18 protein-coding genes are annotated in these 19390 nt (G+C 54.1%); 14 read left to right on the top strand and 4 right to left on the bottom strand.

Annotated elements, in window-relative coordinates; all coding sequences use genetic code 11:
- Nucleotides 1-28: 28 nt before the first annotated feature.
- A complete protein-coding gene (gene apt, locus AOY23_RS16985; protein WP_054180422.1) occupies nucleotides 29-580 on the bottom strand; it encodes an adenine phosphoribosyltransferase in 552 nt (183 codons plus the stop codon).
- 150 nt (nucleotides 581-730) lie between these two features.
- The gene (locus AOY23_RS16980; RefSeq protein WP_054180423.1) at nucleotides 731-1108 is read right to left on the bottom strand and encodes a DUF454 family protein; all 378 of its coding nucleotides are present in this window, start codon (nucleotides 1106-1108) and stop codon (nucleotides 731-733) included.
- 67 nt (nucleotides 1109-1175) lie between these two features.
- On the opposite strand from AOY23_RS16980, the gene priC reads away from it, so the two are divergent.
- The 3 genes from priC to AOY23_RS16965 are packed head-to-tail and all read left to right on the top strand — an operon-like array spanning nucleotide 1176 to nucleotide 2921.
- Nucleotides 1176-1703, top strand: a complete 528-nt coding sequence (gene priC, locus AOY23_RS16975; RefSeq protein WP_054180424.1) for a primosomal replication protein N'' — start codon at nucleotides 1176-1178, stop codon at nucleotides 1701-1703.
- Between the two features lie 11 nt (nucleotides 1704-1714).
- Nucleotides 1715-1903, top strand: a complete 189-nt coding sequence (rsmS, locus tag AOY23_RS16970; RefSeq protein ID WP_054180425.1) for a pleiotropic regulatory protein RsmS — start codon at nucleotides 1715-1717, stop codon at nucleotides 1901-1903.
- A gap of 46 nt (nucleotides 1904-1949) precedes the next feature.
- A complete protein-coding gene (locus AOY23_RS16965) occupies nucleotides 1950-2921 on the top strand; it encodes an Rpn family recombination-promoting nuclease/putative transposase (protein WP_054180426.1) in 972 nt (323 codons plus the stop codon).
- Between the two features lie 35 nt (nucleotides 2922-2956).
- Here AOY23_RS16965 and mscK read toward each other — a convergent pair whose 3' ends face one another.
- Nucleotides 2957-6310 (bottom strand): mechanosensitive channel MscK, encoded by a 3354-nt coding sequence (mscK, locus tag AOY23_RS16960; protein WP_054180427.1) that lies wholly within the window; start codon nucleotides 6308-6310, stop codon nucleotides 2957-2959.
- 126 nt (nucleotides 6311-6436) lie between these two features.
- Nucleotides 6437-7081: a multidrug efflux transporter transcriptional repressor AcrR gene (gene acrR / locus AOY23_RS16955; RefSeq protein ID WP_054180428.1), complete on the bottom strand. Its 645-nt coding sequence runs from the start codon at nucleotides 7079-7081 to the stop codon at nucleotides 6437-6439.
- A gap of 142 nt (nucleotides 7082-7223) precedes the next feature.
- On the opposite strand from acrR, the gene acrA reads away from it, so the two are divergent.
- The 11 genes from acrA (at nucleotide 7224) to AOY23_RS16900 (ending at nucleotide 19369) form a co-directional block, all read left to right on the top strand.
- Entirely contained in the window at nucleotides 7224-8417 is a 1194-nt protein-coding gene (acrA, locus tag AOY23_RS16950; protein WP_054180429.1) for a multidrug efflux RND transporter periplasmic adaptor subunit AcrA, read from the top strand.
- Between the two features lie 22 nt (nucleotides 8418-8439).
- Entirely contained in the window at nucleotides 8440-11589 is a 3150-nt protein-coding gene (acrB, locus tag AOY23_RS16945; RefSeq protein WP_054180430.1) for a multidrug efflux RND transporter permease subunit AcrB, read from the top strand.
- A gap of 509 nt (nucleotides 11590-12098) precedes the next feature.
- Nucleotides 12099-12473, top strand: coding sequence for an Hha toxicity modulator TomB (gene tomB, locus AOY23_RS16940; RefSeq protein ID WP_054180431.1), 375 nt, complete (start codon nucleotides 12099-12101; stop codon nucleotides 12471-12473).
- Nucleotides 12474-12499: 26 nt separating this feature from the next.
- The gene (locus tag AOY23_RS16935) at nucleotides 12500-12718 is read left to right on the top strand and encodes an HHA domain-containing protein (protein ID WP_054180432.1); all 219 of its coding nucleotides are present in this window, start codon (nucleotides 12500-12502) and stop codon (nucleotides 12716-12718) included.
- Nucleotides 12719-12928: 210 nt separating this feature from the next.
- Nucleotides 12929-13390, top strand: a complete 462-nt coding sequence (locus AOY23_RS16930) for a YlaC family protein (protein ID WP_054180433.1) — start codon at nucleotides 12929-12931, stop codon at nucleotides 13388-13390.
- A gap of 78 nt (nucleotides 13391-13468) precedes the next feature.
- Nucleotides 13469-14170, top strand: a complete 702-nt coding sequence (locus tag AOY23_RS16925; protein ID WP_054180434.1) for a GNAT family N-acetyltransferase — start codon at nucleotides 13469-13471, stop codon at nucleotides 14168-14170.
- 222 nt (nucleotides 14171-14392) lie between these two features.
- Nucleotides 14393-15421: an isopenicillin N synthase family dioxygenase gene (locus AOY23_RS16920; RefSeq protein WP_054180435.1), complete on the top strand. Its 1029-nt coding sequence runs from the start codon at nucleotides 14393-14395 to the stop codon at nucleotides 15419-15421.
- A gap of 20 nt (nucleotides 15422-15441) precedes the next feature.
- Nucleotides 15442-16248: a MetQ/NlpA family ABC transporter substrate-binding protein gene (locus AOY23_RS16915; RefSeq protein ID WP_054180436.1), complete on the top strand. Its 807-nt coding sequence runs from the start codon at nucleotides 15442-15444 to the stop codon at nucleotides 16246-16248.
- On the top strand, nucleotides 16245-17036 hold the full coding sequence (locus AOY23_RS16910) for a methionine ABC transporter ATP-binding protein (RefSeq protein ID WP_072171040.1): 792 nt from the start codon (nucleotides 16245-16247) through the stop codon (nucleotides 17034-17036). Before AOY23_RS16915 ends, AOY23_RS16910 begins: the two co-directional genes overlap by 4 nt.
- Nucleotides 17033-17692 carry a methionine ABC transporter permease gene (locus AOY23_RS16905; RefSeq protein WP_161804029.1) on the top strand — a complete coding sequence of 220 codons (660 nt, stop codon included), beginning with the start codon at nucleotides 17033-17035 and terminating at the stop codon, nucleotides 17690-17692. Before AOY23_RS16910 ends, AOY23_RS16905 begins: the two co-directional genes overlap by 4 nt.
- A 117-nt stretch (nucleotides 17693-17809) precedes the next feature.
- Nucleotides 17810-19369, top strand: coding sequence for an EAL domain-containing protein (locus tag AOY23_RS16900; RefSeq protein WP_054180438.1), 1560 nt, complete (start codon nucleotides 17810-17812; stop codon nucleotides 19367-19369).
- The last annotated feature ends 21 nt before the right edge of the window (nucleotides 19370-19390 follow it).

Below are 19390 nucleotides of genomic sequence, written 5' to 3'. Positions count from 1 at the left end.
ACCGCGAGACTGTGTCTTCGAGTCGGGATCAATGTCCCGGGAATGGAACCAGGCTGTAGCTATGAATGCCCTGATTCTCCAGGCGCTGTTCGCCGCCCAGATCGAACAGGTTAATGATAAACGCCGCATCAGTGACTTCACCACCCAGACGGCGGATCAGTTTTACGGTCGCTTCGATGGTGCCGCCGGTCGCCAGCAGATCATCCACCACCAGCACTTTATCACCCGGCTGGATGGCATCCTGGTGAATTTCCAGCTGATCGGTGCCGTACTCCAGCTCGTAGCTTTCGGCGATCGTTTCACGCGGCAGTTTACGCGGTTTACGCACCGGGACAAACCCTACGCCCAGCGCCAGCGCGACCGGCGCACCAAAAAGAAAACCACGCGCTTCGGTGCCCACCACTTTGGTGATGCCCGCGTTCTTGTAGCGTTCGGTAAGCAATTTAATACTCAGCGCGTACGCTTTCGGGTCTTCAAGCAAACTGGTGACATCACGGAACAGAATGCCAGGCTTCGGATAGTCCTGGATACTTTTGATGCTGTTTTTCAGATATTCAAGCTGCTGTGCAGTCGCGGTCATAGGTTTGTGCCTGATAAATACTGTTACTTAAGGCGCGCAGCGTTCCGGGCCAGGAAGACGATTGTCTAACCTTTGACCGGGCGCACCTGTACTCGAAAACGCTCGAATTTACTGGCAGAAGGCAATAATTGCAACAGCCATTATTGTGCTTTACGGTTTTTGTTGCTTTGCATCAACCACCGGCAGTCGCCACATAAAAATGAGCAGACAGAAAAGGATAATGAGAAGCAAGATTCGTACCCACATCATTTTTACCACCCACAGCGAGAGGCCGAATGTGATTAAAATCACTACAATGGCACGCGGCTTCGCTCCTGCTGGCATCGCCTTATGTTTCTGCCAGAAACGCAAATAGCCGCCGAACCACGAGCGATAAAGCAGCCAGTGGTGAAAGCGTGGCGATGAGCGAGAGAAACACCAGGCGGCGAGCAGAATAAAAGGGGTGGTCGGTAAAACGGGTAAAAACACCCCGAGCGTCCCTAAGACTACCGCCAGCCAGCCAATGATGATTAAAATAGTACGTTGCATAATGCGAATCGTTATCAACCCTGATCGCTAATGTAGCATAAACACTCGCCATTACTGGAAGCGCAACGTGAAAACTGACTCGCTTTTACAAACGCTGGAAAAACAGCTGGCTATGCTGGAAGCCCGTACCGCCCCGCTGGCGAAGTTCGCGACGCTCGGCCCGCGCTTCGACCGGCAGTTGTTTCAGACACGCAGCACACGCCTGGAGGCCTGTCTGACGGAAGCGCGGCACAACCTCAGCGCCCTGAAGCAGGCCGTTGAACATCAGCAACTGCCGCAAATCACCTGGCTTGCTGAGCATCTGGCCGCACAAATGGAAGCCATCTCGCGCGAAACCGACGCCTGGTCGCTACGTTCATGGGATACCGGTTCTCCCGCGTTGACGCGCTGGCAGCGTAAGCGGTTGCAGCATCAGGAATACGAGCGCCGCCTGCTGGCACTGTGGCGTGAACGCGAGCAGTTGCTGGCGCAGGCTACCGGTTTTGAGGAACAGCAGCGGTTGTCCCGTGAGGTGGAAGCCTGTGCAGGCAGACTCCAGCGCTGCCGTAAAGCATTGCAGGATATTGACGCCGTTCTGGCGCGAATGACCCGTTAACAGGAGACACTATGTCACTCGAAAATGCCCCCGATGAGGTCAAGCTGGCGGTCGATCTGATTATGCTGCTGGAGCAACATGCGATCCCGCCGCAGACGGTGTTGCGCGCGCTCGACATCGTGAAGCGCGATTATGAAAGCAAACAAAAAAGTGCTGAAGCCGCCTCGCAAGAAACGAATCATCCCTCTGACGCCGGGTGAATAATGCTGTCATCGTGGTCCTTTGTGACAACGATGATGGAGTGACATGGAAAAACTTTCAGCAACGCCGCACGATGCGGTGTTCAAACAGATGCTGGCACAGAAAGAGGTGGCGCAGGATTTTTTGCAAATCCACTTGCCGGAAAAATATCTGGCCCTGTGTGATATGAGCACCTTACGGCTGGTATCCGGCAGCTTTATTGAAGAAGATCTGCGTGCCAGCTATTCGGATATTCTCTATTCGGTACAAACGCAGCACGGTCCCGGCTATCTTTACGCCCTTATTGAACACCAGAGCACACCCGACAAACTGATGGCGTTTCGCCTGATGCGGTACGCTATTGCCGCCATGCAACGGCATATCGATGCGGGGTATGACGCGCTTCCGCTGGTGATCCCCATGCTTTTTTATCACGGCGCCGTCAGCCCCTGGCCTCACAGTATGAGCTGGCAACAGTTGTTCAGTGATCCGCACCTGGCGCACACCTTATACAGTTCCGATTTTCCGCTGGTCGACCTGACGGTTATCCCGGATAATCACATTGTGACTCACCGCCGGATGGCGATGCTTGAGCTTCTGCAAAAGCATATCCGGCAGCGCGATCTGGCAGAATGGCAGGAACAGTTCGCCAGTTTGTTGATGGCAGGTCACCTTACAGAAAAACAGATCGGGACGCTGGTGAGTTATATGCTTCAGGCGGGAAATACCGCAAAACCGGAAGCGTTACTTCGCAGACTGGCGCAACGCGCACCGCAACATAAGGACTTACTGATGACTATCGCGCAATGGCTGGAAGAGAAAGGCCGACAAAAAGGACAGAAAGAAGGTATCCGACAGGGCATGGAAGAAGGAATCAAAGAAGGAATCAAAGAAGGGATAAAAGAAGGTATGCAAAAAGGCCGCGAGGAGGAAACACGCAACATCGCCCGGAAAATGCTGGCCTGCGGTATCGACACCACTACCGTAATGGCAGTCACCGGATTAACACCTGAAACACTGGCGACGCTGACGCACTAAAAGTCAACGGGGCGAGCATAACCCGCCCCGCGTTGTTATTCGCTGACCGCCCCTGCGGCGTCATCCCCTTTGATCTCTCGCTTCACTTCCCTGACTTCATCACCCTTTTCATTACGCAGATGAACTTCCAGCTGGTTAAAGGCAATGTCGATGCCATTTTCACGGCACAGGCGATCGATAGCCCGGTTGAGTTCATCAACGGTGTAACTGCGATCGCGCAGTTCACGAACGTACAGACGAAGCTCGTGATCCAGCGTGCTGGCGCCAAAGGTGGTAAAGAACACGGCCGGTGCCGGATCCTGCATCACTGTAGGATGTTCATTTGCCGCCTGCAGCAACACCTCTTTCACCTTATCGAGATCAGATCCGTAAGCCACCCCGAGACGGATCACCACGCGGGTGATGGTGTCGGACAGCGACCAGTTGATCAGTCGCTCGGTCACGAAAGCCTTATTCGGAATGATCACCTCTTTACGGTCGAAATCGGTGATGGTGGTGGCGCGAATACGGATTTTGCTGACCGTCCCTGAGAACGTACCGATGGTGACGGTATCGCCAATACGCACCGGGCGTTCAAACAGGATGATCAGACCGGAGACAAAGTTACCGAAAATCTCCTGTAAACCAAAACCGAGACCGACCGATAACGCCGCCGCCAGCCACTGTAATTTATCCCACGAGACGCCAAGCGAGCCAAACACAGTCATCGCGCCCGCGGCGATAATCACGTAATTGAGGATGGTGGTAATGGCATAGGATGCCCCCTGGCGCATGTTCAGCCGGGAAAGCACCAGCACTTCAAGCAGACCTGGCAGGTTGCGGATCAACGCCCAGGCGACCATTGACGCGATCACTGCAAACAGCAGACTGCCCAGCGTGACGCTCTTCATGACGCTGGCGCCCGCTTCGGAACCGGTGTAGTGCCACAACGTGATGCTATCCAGATAAGCAAACACGGTGATGAGATCGGACCAAATAGCCCAGAACATTACAGCAAACAGCGCCACCATCACCAGCATGGTGATGCGCAGCGTTTGCTGGTTGACCTGCTCCAGGGCGATGGTCGGTTCTTCCTGCGGCTCCGCACCCTCGGCACCCTCTTTCACCATATGCTGGCGACGCGCCAGCGCCCGGCGATAAGCGATGCGGCGTGCGGCAACGCTCAACCCGCGCAATACGGTCTGGTACAACAGATTCCAGAGGATGACCAGATAAACGGTTTCGATCCAGCGCCCGGCCAGTCGCAATGTGGTGTAAAAATAGCCGGTGGCGGTCAGAACCATCAGCGCTATCGGGACAATCGCCAGTACCGTAACGGTCACCAGACGCAAACTGTGGGACTCTTTATCCCGCCAGCTGTCACGGCACATCGGCCAGATCAGAACAGTGATGAGCAACAGATTGAGCAGAATGACAAACTGCCCCAACACATCGTCCATCAAATGCAGTGGCGACAGCTCAGACACCACCGACCAGAAATGCAGCGGCAGCAGCGCCAGGCTGACGCGGACAATCTGGCGACGCCAGTGGCTGGTCAGCTCGGCGGGCATATTGAAATGCGTGACCGCCACGCCATTTTTTTCCAGCACTTTCCAGCACAGGCCGAATACCAGCCAGAACATTGCCAGCTTTTTACTGAATGCCCACAGCAGATCACTAATGTTGAGCTGCATGGTCAGCAAAATAAGCCCGACGGCGAGAATAATCATCACCACGGGTAAGGCGCGGATCAGGTCGATAAGAATCGCTTTTGGCGTATGCAACTGGCTGTCGTTACGCAGTTGCCCGACCTGAGACGCCAGTTTTTGCTGATAATCCCGCAGCCATTTCAGCCGCCAGCGGATCAGCGCCGCGATGAGCAGTAACGGTAATCCGGCAAGAAACGCGATAAACACCGCAGGCCACGCTTTTTCCCAGTTCACGGTGATTTTCATCGCTTTGAACTGATCTTTCAGCGCTTTCGGGAAGGATTTAACCCAGTCCCAGTCCATCGGTTTGTTGCTGTTGACCCAAAAGATCTGCTGGGTGAGGATCTCTTTCAAACTTTTCGAGACGCTCACCAGTTGCTGTTGGTTAACTTGCAGGTTAATGGCCATCATCAGCTGATTGCCCAGCTGTTTATTGAGCTGATCGAGCAGCTCGCGACGCATATCGACCACTTCCAGCAGCGCGTCATGAACCTCGCCATTCACCTCACTGCTGTGCCCTTCTTCCAGTTTTGCGACATACGCGTCGCTCTGGAAAAGGGCATCGCGCTGCTGGTTCACCTCGAACTGTTCCAGACGCAAATCGGCGATACGGTTGGTCATGTCTTCCAGTTCATCAGCGGACGGCAACGTCTGTTGCTGCTGATAAAGAATGCGCGACAGCAGCAGACTGCCCTTCAACACCGCAATCTGTTCTTTAATATTGCGTTCGGACTGCAGCGCGCGATCCAGCCAGTTTTTGACTTTAATATTTTGCTGAACCAGCTGGTTGCCGTTTTCGGTGGCGTTGATCAGCCGCTGACTCAGTTGATGGTTGATATCCAGTTCCTGTTTCACCAGCGGATTGGCCTGAATACGCGCCGTTTCATCCGGCGTGACCGCTTCCTGTGCGGTTTTCTCGGTGAGCGTCAGCCGCTTGCTGTTTACCGCTTCCTGTAGCAACTGGAGCTGATGCTCGAGACGGTTGCTGTTGGCGGTCACATAGTCACGCTGTTTCTGCAACGTATCCTGCAAAATCGTATTACCTTCGAGGCTTTTACGCTGCTGGTCGATTTGCGCATTCAGCAACGCCTGCTGCGTCAGTAACAGCCCCTGCTCGCTGGGGCGCAGCGCCCCTTCGCCAACGATCGTGCCGTTCAGGCGATTGCGGATCTGCTGCAGTTGCTGTGACGCCGTGTACATGGCGTTCTGTACCCGCTCAGGTTGGGTCTGCAGCGATACCAGCTGGCTGTTATAGGTGGCGAGATCGTTTTGCGAAGTCTGTAATTCATCGAGGATTTGCGACACCCGCGCTTCCAGTTGTCGCAACGACAGCGTGCTCAGCGTTTTACGGGTTTCGTCGTCGTTATCCACATCGCTCAGCGCATTGAGGCTGTCTGTCGCCTGGCGCATTTTGGCCGGTGCCTGCGCCACCTGCTGCTTGAGTTGTGCGGTTTCATCTTTGACGCGATCGATTTTATCGAGCGTCTGTAATGTTTCAGTAAGATCCTGCTGGATAAGCTTATCCTGCGCAGAGAGTTCTTTTTGTTTATTCAGCGTGTTCAGTTGGCTCTGAACATCGGCGCGGTCGGGCAGGTCATTCGCCCCGGCGCGGGCCTGACTCATGGAGACGACGCTAAAAAAACAGATGAATACGACAACCAGTGCGGTGAAATTATTCCGCCAGCGAATTGAGTGCAGCATAGTGTTATCAAGAATGATTACGGAAACCGGGGTGACCGGGGATAATTGCCCGGCGAAGAATAGCACTTATGCCATCAGCCGAATAGCCAAAGACGATAAGAAAATTCCTGGTGTGAAGACACAACGTTATCCGGCTGGCGACGCGCGCAACGTCGGGCAAAACTGAAACATTTCCAGCAGAATGGCGACGTAATCCCGCGCTTCTTTTTTGAGATCAAACAACTGAGGGGAAAAAAGCCAGTTTTCCATGATGCCGGAAATGTAGCTGCGCATCAGGATAGCCGAGCGGCGGGTCAGTAAATTAGCGGGCAGGAGTTGAGCGTTAATGCACTCTTCCAGCGCCTGTTCGATGCGATCGTAACTCTGGAGACACAGGCTGCGCTGTGCCTCCTGCACCGCCGCCATCTCGCCCACGAACTCGCATTTGTGGAAGATAATTTCCATCATCAGGCGTCGGCGCTCATCGATCACTGTAGCTTCAAGAATATAGACTAGTATTTCCCTTAAAACTGAGAGTGGATTCCCTGGGAATTTTGCCCGATACTCAGTTTCGAGATCGCTGATACTGGACTCGGAAAGCTCCCAGATCTCACTGAATACGTCAGATTTGTTTTTGAAATGCCAATAAATAGCGCCACGCGTGACGCCAGCAGCTTTTGCAATCTCCCCCAGTGAGGTGGATGATACCCCCTGCTGCGAAAACAAACGCAGCGCGACATCCAGAATGTGTTGTCGTGTCTCGAGCGCTTGCTGTTTGGTTTTTCGTGCCATATGTCAGTGAATTTACAGAGGTTAGATTTACATACATTTGTGAATGTTTGTACCATAGCACGACGATAATATAAACGCAGCAATGGGTTTGCGGACTTTTGATCCATTGATCAATTTGAAATCGGATACTAGAGGTTTACATATGAACAAAAACAGAGGGTTGACGCCTCTGGCGATCGTTCTGATGCTCTCAGGCAGCTTAGCGCTAACAGGATGTGACGAAAAATCGGATCAACAAGGAGCGCAACAGATGCCAGCCGTTGGCGTCGTAACGCTTAAATCGGAACCTCTACAGATCACCACTGAACTCCCTGGCCGTACCAATGCATATCGTATTGCGGAAGTTCGTCCCCAGGTCAGCGGTATCATCCTGAAACGTAACTTTGTAGAAGGTAGTGATATCGAAGCCGGTGTCTCTCTGTATCAGATTGATCCAGCAACCTATCAGGCCACTTATGAAAGTGCGAAAGGCGATCTGGCAAAAGCGCAGGCTGCCGCCAACATCGCGTCGCTGACGGTCAAGCGTTATCAGAAACTGTTGGGTACGAAGTACATCAGTCAACAGGATTACGACAGCGCGCTCGCTGATTCTCAGCAGGCAAACGCCGCTGTGGTCGCCGCCAAAGCCGCAGTAGAAACCGCACGTATTAACCTCGCCTACACCAAAGTCACCTCACCGATCAGCGGCCGTATTGGTAAATCCGCTGTGACGGAAGGCGCGCTGGTGCAGAACGGGCAGTCAACGGCGCTGGCGACCGTGCAGCAACTCGATCCTATCTATGTGGACGTGACGCAATCAAGCAACGATTTCCTGCGTCTGAAAGAAGAGCTGGCGAGCGGCAAGCTGCAGCAGGAGAACGGTAAGGCGAAAGTCGAGCTGGTCACCAGCGAAGGCAAAACGCTGCCGCAGTCCGGTACGCTGGAATTCTCTGACGTGACCGTTGATCAGACGACCGGTTCTATCACGCTGCGCGCTGTGTTCCCGAACCCGGATGGCTACCTGCTGCCAGGCATGTTTGTGCGTGCCCGCTTACAGGAAGGCACCAACCCGGACGCATTGCTGGTTCCGCAACAGGGCGTGACCCGCACACCGCGTGGTGATGCGACAGCCATGGTGGTTGGCGAAGGTGACAAAGTCGAAGTGCGTCAGATTACGGCAACGCAGGCCATTGGCGACAAGTGGCTGGTGACCGAGGGTCTGAAATCTGGCGATCGCGTCATTGTTACAGGACTGCAAAAAGTGCGTCCTGGTGTTCAGGTAAAAGCACAGGAAGCCGCGGCGGAAAATAACCAACAAGCCGCAGCGGGCAACCAGCCTGAACAACCTAAGTCTTAACTTAAACAGGAGCCGTTAAGACATGGCTAAGTTTTTTATCGATCGCCCCATTTTTGCATGGGTTATCGCGATCATCATCATGTTGGCAGGGGCGCTTGCTATTTTGAAGCTGCCAGTCGCGCAATATCCAACTATTGCGCCACCGGCGATTCAGATCACGGCAACCTACCCTGGCGCAGATGCGAAAACGGTCCAGGATACCGTTACGCAGGTTATCGAACAGAACATGAACGGTATCGATAACCTGTTGTACATGTCCTCGGCCAGTGATTCCTCTGGTACGGTACAGATTACGATCACCTTTGATTCCGGGACGGACGCGGACATCGCGCAGGTTCAGGTGCAGAACAAACTGCAGTTGGCGATGCCGTTGCTGCCGCAGGAAGTTCAACAACAGGGTGTCAGCGTAGAGAAATCATCCAGTAGCTTCCTGATGGTTCTCGGTATGATCAGTACCGATGGCTCCATGACCCAGGAAGACATCGCGGACTACGTCGGTGCGACCATTAAAGATCCGGTCAGCCGTACCAGTGGTGTCGGTGACGTTCAGCTGTTTGGTGCCCAGTACGCGATGCGTATCTGGATGGATCCGAACAAACTGAATAATTTCCAGTTAACGCCTGTCGACGTCATTAACGCGATCAAAGCGCAGAACGCCCAGGTGGCGGCCGGTCAGCTTGGTGGTACGCCGCCGGTGAAAGGCCAGCAGCTTAACGCCTCGATCATCGCGCAAACCCGTCTGACCAACACTGACGAGTTCGGCAAAATCCTGCTGAAAGTGAACCAGGATGGCTCTCAGGTTCGTCTGCGTGATGTGGCGAAAATCGAGCTGGGCGGTGAAAACTACGACGTTATTGCCCGCTTTAACGGCCAGCCAGCTTCCGGTCTGGGGATTAAACTGGCAACCGGCGCCAACGCGCTGGATACCGCTGAAGCCGTGCGTGCGACCATCGCGAAACTGGAACCGTACTTCCCGCATGGCCTGAAAGTGGTTTACCCGTACGACACCACCCCGTTCGTTAAGATCTCTATCAACGAAGTGGTGAAAACGCTGGTTGAAGCGATCGTGCTGGTATTCCTGGTGATGTACCTGTTCCTGCAAAACTTCCGTGCGACGCTGATCCCAACCATCGCGGTGCCGGTTGTTCTGTTGGGGACGTTTGCGATACTCGCCGCGTTTGGTTACTCGATAAACACCCTCACGATGTTCGGGATGGTGCTGGCGATAGGCCTGCTCGTGGATGACGCCATCGTCGTGGTGGAAAACGTCGAACGTGTGATGATGGAGGAAGGGCTACCACCGAAAGAAGCCACGCGTAAATCCATGGGCCAGATTCAGGGCGCACTGGTCGGTATCGCGATGGTACTTTCCGCGGTGTTCATCCCGATGGCCTTCTTCGGCGGGTCGACCGGGGCCATCTACCGTCAGTTCTCGATCACTATCGTTTCCGCGATGGTGCTGTCCGTACTGGTGGCGATGATCCTCACCCCTGCCCTGTGCGCCACGATGCTGAAACCGGTCGCCAAAGGCGATCATGGCGAAGGCAAAAAAGGCTTCTTCGGCTGGTTTAACCGCATGTTCGAAAAGAGCACGCACCATTACACCGACAGCGTAGGCAACATTCTGCGCAGCACCGGTCGTTATCTGCTGCTCTATATCATCATCGTGGTAGGCATGGCGTATCTGTTTGTTCGCCTGCCAAGTTCGTTCCTGCCGGACGAAGACCAGGGCGTGTTCCTGACCATGGCGCAACTTCCCGCTGGTGCGACGCAGGAGCGTACGCAGAAAGTGCTGGATGAAGTGACCGATTACTACCTGAAAAACGAGAAAGACAACGTTAACTCTGTCTTTACCGTTAACGGTTTCGGTTTCTCCGGTCGTGGTCAGAACTCCGGTCTGGCGTTTATCTCACTGAAAAACTGGGATGAGCGTCCGGGTGAAGAGAATAAAGTCCCGGCTATCGCCGAACGCGCCAGCGGACATTTCGCTGGGATCAAAGATGCGATGGTCTTCGCCTTTAACCTGCCCGCGATCGTGGAACTGGGTACGGCGACCGGCTTTGACTTCGAGCTGATTGACCAGGCGAACCTGGGCCACGAGAAACTGACGCAGGCGCGTAACCAGCTGTTTGGTGAGATTGCGAAGCATCCTGATCTGCTGGTCGGTGTTCGTCCTAACGGCCTGGAAGATACGCCGCAGTACAAGATCGATATCGATCAGGAAAAAGCCCAGGCGCTGGGTGTTTCCATCAGCGACATCAATACCACGCTGGGTTCTGCCTGGGGCGGTAGCTACGTCAACGACTTCATCGACCGTGGTCGTGTGAAGAAAGTGTACGTGATGTCTGAAGCGAAATACCGCATGCTGCCGGACGATATCAACAACTGGTACGTGCGCGGCAGTGACGGGCAAATGGTGCCGTTCTCGGCGTTCTCAACCTCACGCTGGGAATACGGTTCACCGCGTCTGGAGCGTTATAACGGTTTGCCATCGATGGAAATACTGGGCCAGGCCGCACCAGGTAAGAGTACCGGTGAAGCCATGGCGATGATGGAAGAGCTGGCGGGTAAACTGCCGACCGGTATCGGTTATGACTGGACAGGCATGTCCTATCAGGAACGCCTCTCCGGTAACCAGGCGCCGTCGCTGTATGCCATCTCGCTGATTGTGGTCTTCCTCTGTCTGGCGGCGCTGTACGAGAGCTGGTCGATTCCGTTCTCGGTCATGCTGGTGGTGCCGCTGGGGGTTATCGGTGCGCTGCTGGCTGCGACCTTCCGCGGGTTGACCAATGACGTTTACTTCCAGGTGGGCCTGCTGACCACCATTGGCTTGTCGGCGAAGAACGCGATATTGATCGTGGAATTCGCCAAAGACCTGATGGAGAAAGAGGGCAAAGGTCTGATTGAAGCGACGCTGGAAGCGGTTCGTATGCGTCTGCGTCCGATTCTGATGACCTCGCTGGCGTTCATCCTTGGGGTGCTGCCGCTGGTTATCAGCTCCGGTGCAGGCTCCGGCGCGCAGAACGCCGTAGGTACGGGCGTAATGGGCGGGATGGTGACCGCCACCATTCTCGCTATCTTCTTCGTACCGGTGTTCTTCGTGGTGGTTCGCCGCCGCTTTAACCGCAAAAACGAGGATATTGAGCACAGCCATACGGTTGAGCATCACTAATCCTGCCAATCAAGGGCCGCGTATGCGGCCCTTTTTTTATCGACTGAATCTCAAAATGAACTTATTGCGTTAAGATATATTTAAGATAAGGTGATTAAAGTATATAATATACATTATAGCGATTTTTCCCTTTAGCCTGTGTGGACTAAATATGCTTTCTACGGGAACTGAGCAGACCACCAGGAATATTCTTGGCTGAGTGATCACTCAAAGAATTGCCATTAAATGGTGGGTAATAATACTAACTTAATGAATTTAAAGGGCCATACATGGAACTTAGCCTTTAATCCTGTGTCTCACGGTTTAGTTTTACTTACAGAGCCAGAAGATTAACTTTAATAACAACGAATATTTGTAATTTTTCGTAATAGGCCAGTGAAATCTTTATAAGAGTAGATTATAGTAATAGCTAATCAGGTTTACAGCTAATGCCTCAGGTCAGTCAGTAGTCTCCATCCCGAAACGGTGTTTTATCGTCGTCGTGTATACCACTCATAAGGGGATGCGTTATGGACGAATATTCGCCAAAAAGACATGATATCGCACAGCTTAAATTTCTCTGTGAAACCCTGTATCATGATTGTCTTGCTAACCTTGAGGAGAGTAACCACGGCTGGGTTAACGACCCAACCTCCGCGGTTAATCTTCAGTTGAATGAGCTGATCGAGCACATTGCGACCTTCGCACTTAATTATAAAATTAAGTATAATGAAGACAATAAACTGATTGCTCAGATTGATGAATACCTGGACGACACTTTTATGTTGTTCGGTAACTATGGGATTAATGCAGAGGATCTGCAGAAATGGCGGAAGTCCGGGAACAGACTTTTTCGTTGTTTCACCAATGCGAGCAGGGCTAATCCCGTCAGTCTTTCATGTTAAAGATATTACAAACAACAGGTGAATTTATGTCAGATAAACCACTAACCAAAAATGATTATTTGTTGCGTCTGCGACGTTGTCAGTCTATTGATACCCTTGAACGTGTTATCGAAAAAAATAAATATGAACTTCCCGACAATGAACTGGCTGTATTTTACTCAGCGGCCGATCATCGTCTCGCTGAATTGACGATGAATAAACTTTACGACAAGATCCCGACCTCCGTATGGAAGTTTATCCGGTAATTTTGCGTTCACTTCACCGTATGTTTGTCTTCGCTTCTGCTTCCAGACCTGTGGCCTCTGCGTACATACAGCATTATCGGGATTGTTCCCTGCAACGGTTTTTGCAGCCAACTGTTATGCTTTTCTGCAACCAATCTGTTACTTTCCACCTCGGTTTTCGCAACATAAAATAGGCTGTTTCCCTATACCATAGCCAAACCCGAGGTCCGGATGACAGAGATCCAGCGGCTGCTCACCAACACCATTGATGAGCTCAATCTTCAGGAGAAGCGCGACAACCGACCGCGCTTCAGTATCAGTTTTATTCGCAATCATCCTGGTCTGTTTCTCGGTATGTATGCAGCGTTTCTGGCCACGCTGATTGTGATGCTGCGCAGCGAAACGCTGGCCGATTCGGTCTGGTTGCTGCTGGTATTATTTATTCTGTTGAACGGGTTTTTCTTTTTCGATGTTTTCCCGCGTTATCACTATGAAGATATCGATGTGCTGGATTTCCGCGTTTGTTATAACGGCGAATGGTACAACACCCGTTTCGTGCCTTCGCAGTTAATTGACAATATTCTCCAGTCACCCGACGTCGCAGAACAGCAAAAATCACAGCTACAAAAAATGGTTGCCACTAAAGGCGAGCTCTCTTTCTACGATATCTATACCCTCACCCGTGCCAGCTGATGCTGGCACCCACTGAGCATCTTTTCATCCGACGCGGAACAGCATACGCTCATAGCGTGTTCCCATTAGGATATTCCCATGACTCAGTTTAATCAGTTTGGCCAGCCCGTTGGCGACGCGCTTCCTGACTGGCAACCCCGCCCCTTCCCTGAACGTGTGACCCTGGAGGGGCGTTTATGTCGCCTTGAACCGTTGCAGGTTCGTCATGCCAGCGCGCTGTTTGCTGCTTATCGCCTGTCGCCCGATACCCGCAGCTGGACGTGGCTCGCCCGTGAACCGGACAGCAATGCCGGGGACTTTACCCGTTGGGTTGAGAGCATCAGTGCGCTGCAGGATCCGCTCCATTTTGCCGTTATCGACAAGCAATCTAACGCCCCGGTCGGCTCGCTGGCCCTGATGCGTATTGATGCCAGAAACGGCGTGATGGAAGTTGGCAGTGTGCATTTCTCTTCTCTGATGACGCGCACGCCGTTGTCGACAGAAGCCCAGTGGCTGCTGATGCGCTACGCCTTCGACACGCTGGGTTATCGACGCTATGAATGGAAATGCAACAGCCTCAATGAACCGTCGCGCCTCGCGGCAGCACGTCTGGGATTTCAGTATGAAGGACGGTTCCGTCAGGCACTGGTGGCGAAAGGCCATAACCGCGACACCGACTGGTTTTCCGTTATCGACAAAGAATGGCCCGCCCTCGATCGCGCCTTTCGTCAGTGGCTGTCAGCCGACAACTTCACCACCGACGGCAAGCAACTGAACACGCTGGAAAGCTGCCGCCAGTAATTCTCCCCACGCCGGTGCCTTTGCGTTATGCGTTTTATGCAAAAGCACCGAACCCCGCGCCGTCATAAGTTAGAAAAGAACGGTATTGGTTGAAAAATTCCGCTTCAGGCACTCTGCATTCAGAAACCCGTCATGAGGAATTCACCATGCAGCGCTGTTGTTGTTACTCCCCGACACTCCCCATAAGAACATTTTCATCGCACCTGTTTTCAGGAGATAACAATGAGCATTACCTCGCTGCCCGTACTGGACTTTGCCCGCTACCATAATCCCGCCGAACGCCCTGCGTTCCTGCAACAGCTGCGCCACGCCGCGCGTGATGTCGGCTTTTTCTATCTCACCAATCACGGTATTGAAGACGAACTGCAGCGGACATTGCAGCAGGAAGCCCGCCGCTTTTTTGCCCTCAGCGAGGCGCAAAAACAGCAGGTGGCGATGATCCACTCCCCCCATTTTCGCGGTTACAACCGGGCGGCAGCCGAGCTGACGCGCGGGCAACCCGACTGGCGCGAACAGTTCGACATCGGCGCTGAACGCCCTGCCCTTCAGCTTGCTGATGACGCACCGCGCTGGCAACAGCTTCAGGGCCCCAATCTGTGGCCTGCCGCCCTGCCGACACTGAAACCCGCGCTGCTGACGTGGCAACAGGCAATGACCGGGATGGCTATCGATCTGCTGCGCGCATTTGCTGAAGCGCTCTTTCTGCCGGTCACGGCGTTCGATGCGCTGTACGGCGAAAAACCCAACGAGCACATCAAACTGATCCGCTATCCCGGGCAACAGGAAAGCCAAAGTTCGCAGGGCGTGGGCGCCCATAAAGATTCCGGTTTCCTCAGTTTTCTGCTGCAGGATGCGCAAAAAGGATTGCAGGTGGAAGTGAGTGAAGGCGAATGGATCGACGCCGCGCCACTGCCCGGCAGTTTTGTCGTGAACATTGGCGAACTGCTGGAACTGGCGACCAACGGTTATCTGCGCGCCACGGTTCACCGCGTCGTCTCACCGCCAGCAGATCAGGAGCGACTGTCGATTGCCTTCTTCCTCGGTGCCCAACTGGACGCCGTGGTACCTGTCTACGCGCTGCCGGAGGCGCTGGCGCAAGAAGCTCATGGCCCACAAAGTGATCCGCAAAACCCGCTGCTGCGCGATGTGGGCTGGAACTACCTCAAAGGACGACTGCGTTCACACCCGGATGTGGCCGAACGCTACTATCGCGACGTGCTGCGCGAACGTACTGAACAGTTAATCGCTTAAATAACAACAGGAATAAGATCATGAAAAATGCCGCTTTCAAACTGGCAGGGGTAACGCTGGCGCTTTCACTGGCATGGGGCGCTCAGGCCGACGCATTACGCATCGCCGCCGATCCGGTGCCGCACGCCGAAATCCTCAACTTCATCAAAAAGCAGGATCCGAAACTGGATCTGAAAATTGTCGAACTGACCAGCGGCGTGAACGCCAACGAGTTGCTGGCGAATGGCGATGTGGATGCCAACTATTTCCAGCATCTGCCATATCTGAAAGATCAGGAAAAGGCGCTGGGCAAAACCTTTGCTGTCGCGGCGACGGTGCATATTGAGCCGCTCGGGATCTATTCCCACAAGCATAAAGATTTTACATCGCTGCCCGACGGCGCCACGGTTGCCGTACCGAACAATGCCACCAACCTGAGCCGTTCGCTGTTCCTGCTGCAAAGCCAGGGGCTGATCAAGCTCAACGCGAAATTCACCGATCCGGCAACCACCCTGGCGACGCCGAAAGATATCGTCGATAACCCGAAAAAGCTGAAGATCCTGGAGATTGAATCACCGCAAATCCCCCGTTCGCTGGACGACGTTGACCTCGCGGTGATCAACGGCAACTACGCCCTGGAAGCGGGCCTGTCACCGGCCAAAGACGCACTGGGGCTGGAGAAGGCGGAGCATAATCCGTACGCCAATATTCTGGTCACCACGCCGCGACTGGAGAATGATCCGCGCATCAAAGAACTGGCGAAAGATCTGGCCTCACCGCAGGTGGCGGAGTTTATCCGTCAGCATTACCACGGGTCGGTGATCCCGGTGGCGACGCCGCAGTCATGATCCAGATTGAAGGGCTGAGCAAGCAGTATGCCGGAACAGGCCGACCGGCGCTTCAGGACATCTCGTTGACGATCCCGCGCGGCGCCATTTACGGCATTCTGGGTCGTAGCGGTGCGGGAAAGAGCACCCTGATCCGCTGTCTGAACATGCTGGAACGGCCCTCCTCGGGCCGTGTTCTGTTCGATGGTAAAGACATCAGTCTGTTTGACAGCCGCGCGCTGCGGGCGCACCGGCTGCGTACCGGGATGATTTTTCAGCACTTCAATTTACTCCATGCCCGCAATGTGGCCGATAACATCGCCGTTCCACTGGAGATTGCCGGGGTGTCAAAAAGCCAGCGGCAGGCGCGGGTGGCGGAACTGCTTTCGCTGGTCGGGCTCAGCGAAAAAGCCGCCGCTTTTCCGTCGCAACTTTCCGGCGGGCAAAAACAGCGTGTCGGTATCGCCAGAGCGCTGGCGGCCCGGCCTGACGTGTTGCTGTGCGACGAAGCCACCAGCGCCCTTGATCCGGAAACCACCGCATCGGTGCTTTCTCTGCTGGAGCAAATCAACCAGCAGCTCGGCCTGACGATCGTTCTGATCACCCATCAACTGGAGGTGGTTAAAACGCTTTGCGATCACGCGGCATTGCTGGAAAACGGCGAACTGATTGAAAGCGGGCGTATTGCTGATTTGCTGGTGTCGCCGTGGTCGCGTCTACGCCAGGCATTGCTTGCCGACCCGGACGCCGAACGGCGTTTTCTGGCGCGTCACAACGTCGACAGGAGGCTGTTATGGGGAGTCGCATGAGCTGGGAAGATTTATGGCCAGTGCTGCTCAACGGCACGCTGGAGACGCTGTACATGGTAGGCTTCGCCGCGCTGTTCACCGTGCTTATCGGTCTGCCGCTCGGTGTTCTGTTGTTCGTTTCGCGCCGTGACGGACTACTGCCGTTGCCAAAAATCAACGCCGTGCTGGGGGCGGTCATTAACGTCGGTCGTTCACTGCCGTTTATCGTGTTGCTGATCGCCATGATCCCCTTCACACGGTTGCTGGTCGGTACGACGCTTGGCAGCACGGCGGCCATTGTTCCGGTCACCATCGGCGCGTTTCCATTTTTTGCGCGCCTGACGGAAAACGCGCTGGATGAGGTGGATTACGGTCGCATCGAAGCGATTTTGTCGATGGGCGGTAATCTCTGGCAGGTGATCGCCAAAGCGCTACTGCCGGAAGCGCTACCGACGCTACTGGCCGCTATCACCTTAACGGTGGTAATGCTGATTGGTTTCTCATCAATGGCAGGCGTCATTGGCGGCGGCGGGCTTGGCGATCTGGCGATCCGTTACGGCTATCAGCGCTTTAATAATCAGATCATGTTTGGCACCGTCGCCATCCTCATATTGCTGGTGCAGGGCGTGCAAATGGCGGGCGACCGACTGGTTCGCGCACTGGCGCATCGGCGCTAAGCCTTCTCTTCCGGGAGTGACCGCCAGGCGCTCCCTTTTCCCCATGACCGCAGGTAGTATTTTCCACCATCGCGTATAATAGTTTTACTGATATCAGCCTTTTAAAAGGGAAGGTCTGTGACGACGCGACATCTGGTGAGCCTGGTAACAGGTGTTTTGATCCTTTCTGTTTTTGCTCCCATCATCCTCAGCGTCTGGCTGGCGAATCGTCAGGCTCATGACGCTTTTATCCAGGAGCTGAATTCCTACACCGAACGGGTCCTGATGCGCACTAACATGGTGACGCAACAGGCAAAAGAGGCACTGGATCAGGCAAACACCTTCACCGGCGTCCCCTGCAGCAGAGCGCACCTGCGTTCGATGCGTCAGATTTCCTATACCCACCGTTATGTTCAGGAAGTCCTGTGGACAGAAAATGCGGTACCGCAATGCTCATCGCTTGAGCGCCACAGCCAGGAGTTCACCTTTCCTCCCCCTGATCACATGACGCCGGACGGCTACAAAGCCTGGTTAACCCAGCAAAACGACCTTGGTATCAGGCACTTCATGGGCGCGATGGGTTTGGGGAATTATATGGTAATGATTGATCCCGGCTCGCTTATCGATGTGCTTCCGGCAGGCACGAATAAGATTGAGGCCGCGCTGATTGGCATCAAAGGACAACGTGTTATTGCCTCGACAACACCGGTAGACCTGGCCATCTGGCAGCAGATGCTGAAAGCGCAATTACCGACGCTGAAAAACAAAAGCGCCATTTACAATCTGCGGGAATACCCGGACCTCGGTCTGGCGATCCTGACCTGGTCATCCCTTAAGCCACTGGAAGTACAGTGGCATCGTCAGTTACTGGTGTGGATGCCGATTGGCATTCTGGTCAGCCTGTTAACCTGCTTTTTTATCGTGCGTTTGCTGCGCCGTTTGCAGTCGCCTCATCACCGGATGCTGGACGCGATCAACGCCAACGATATCTCGGTGCATTACCAGCCAATTGTGTCGCTGAGCAGCGGCAAAATCGTCGGCGCCGAAGCACTGGCGCGCTGGCAGCAGCCGGACGGTAGCTGGCTGTCGCCCGAAATTTTCGTTCCGCTGGCAGAACAGACCGGGCTTATCACCAGACTCACCGAGCGGGTCATTGCCAACGTCTTTCAGGATCTGGGCAAGTGGCTGCATCTGCACCCGGATTTTCACGTCTCGATCAATCTGTCAGCAGAGGATTTACTGTCTCCGGCGCTGGCGGCGTTTCTCAGCAAGCAGCTCAACCAGTGGCAGGTGGCGCCGTCGCAAATCGCCCTTGAGCTGACCGAACGCGGGTTTGCCGATCCGAATGCCACGTTGCCAGCACTGACGCAATATCGTAAAAACGGTCACGCCATCTATATTGATGATTTCGGCACTGGCTACTCCAGCCTGAGCTATTTACAGGATCTGGACGTGGATACGCTCAAAATCGACAAGTCTTTTGTTGATGCGCTGGAATATAAACAGGTGACGCCGCATATTATTGAGATGGCAAAATCGCTGAAACTGGCGATGGTTGCCGAAGGTGTGGAAACGACAGCCCAGCGCGACTGGCTGCGGGCGCATGGTGTGCAGTACGGTCAGGGCTGGTTGTACAGTAAGGCACTGCCTAAAGCAGATTTTATGCTGTGGGCAGAAGAGAACCTCAGAGCACCGTGAGCCGCACCGTCATGGTGTTCT

Source organism: Trabulsiella odontotermitis, assembly GCF_001297775.1.
Classification (GTDB): Bacteria; Pseudomonadota; Gammaproteobacteria; order Enterobacterales; family Enterobacteriaceae; genus Trabulsiella; species Trabulsiella odontotermitis.
The sequence above is the reverse complement of the archived record's forward strand: the minus strand, read 5'-3'. Positions and strand labels throughout refer to the sequence as shown.